This is a genomic window from Vibrio sp. ZOR0018 (assembly GCF_963865925.1).
Classification (GTDB): domain Bacteria; phylum Pseudomonadota; class Gammaproteobacteria; order Enterobacterales; family Vibrionaceae; genus Vibrio; species Vibrio anguillarum.
In genome coordinates this window covers 1-429 of the sequence record NZ_CAWMCN010000030.1, presented here as the reverse complement: position 1 = coordinate 429, position 429 = coordinate 1, and the positions used below count along the sequence as shown (strand labels likewise).

The following is a 429-nucleotide window of genomic DNA, read 5'->3' as shown; positions in this document are numbered from 1 at the left end:
TTCAAAACGTTTTGGCGTGTCATCAGAGAACCAGCCTTCCACATGACCATCGATAGAGATGCCGTTGTCATCCCAAAACGCAATCAGTTTGCCAAGGCCCAGTGTGCCGGCCAGAGAACACGCCTCGTGCGAGATGCCTTCCATCAAACAACCATCACCCATGAACACATAAGTGAAGTGGTCAACGATGTCGTGACCCGGTTTGTTGAACTGCGCCGCCAGTGCTTTTTCAGCCATCGCCATGCCGACCGCATTGGTAATGCCTTGGCCTAGTGGGCCCGTGGTGGTTTCAATGCCCGGCGCGTAACCGTATTCTGGGTGACCCGGTGTTTTTGAGTGCAATTGACGGAAGTTTTTCAAATCATCAATCGACAGCGCGTAACCGCTCAGGTGCAATAAAGAGTAAATCAGCATTGAGCCGTGGCCGTT

1 pseudogene is annotated in these 429 nt (G+C 52.2%); it reads right to left on the bottom strand.

The window, feature by feature from the left end:
* A pseudogene (locus AACR75_RS00980) lies at positions 1-429 on the bottom strand (transketolase); the annotation flags it as partial.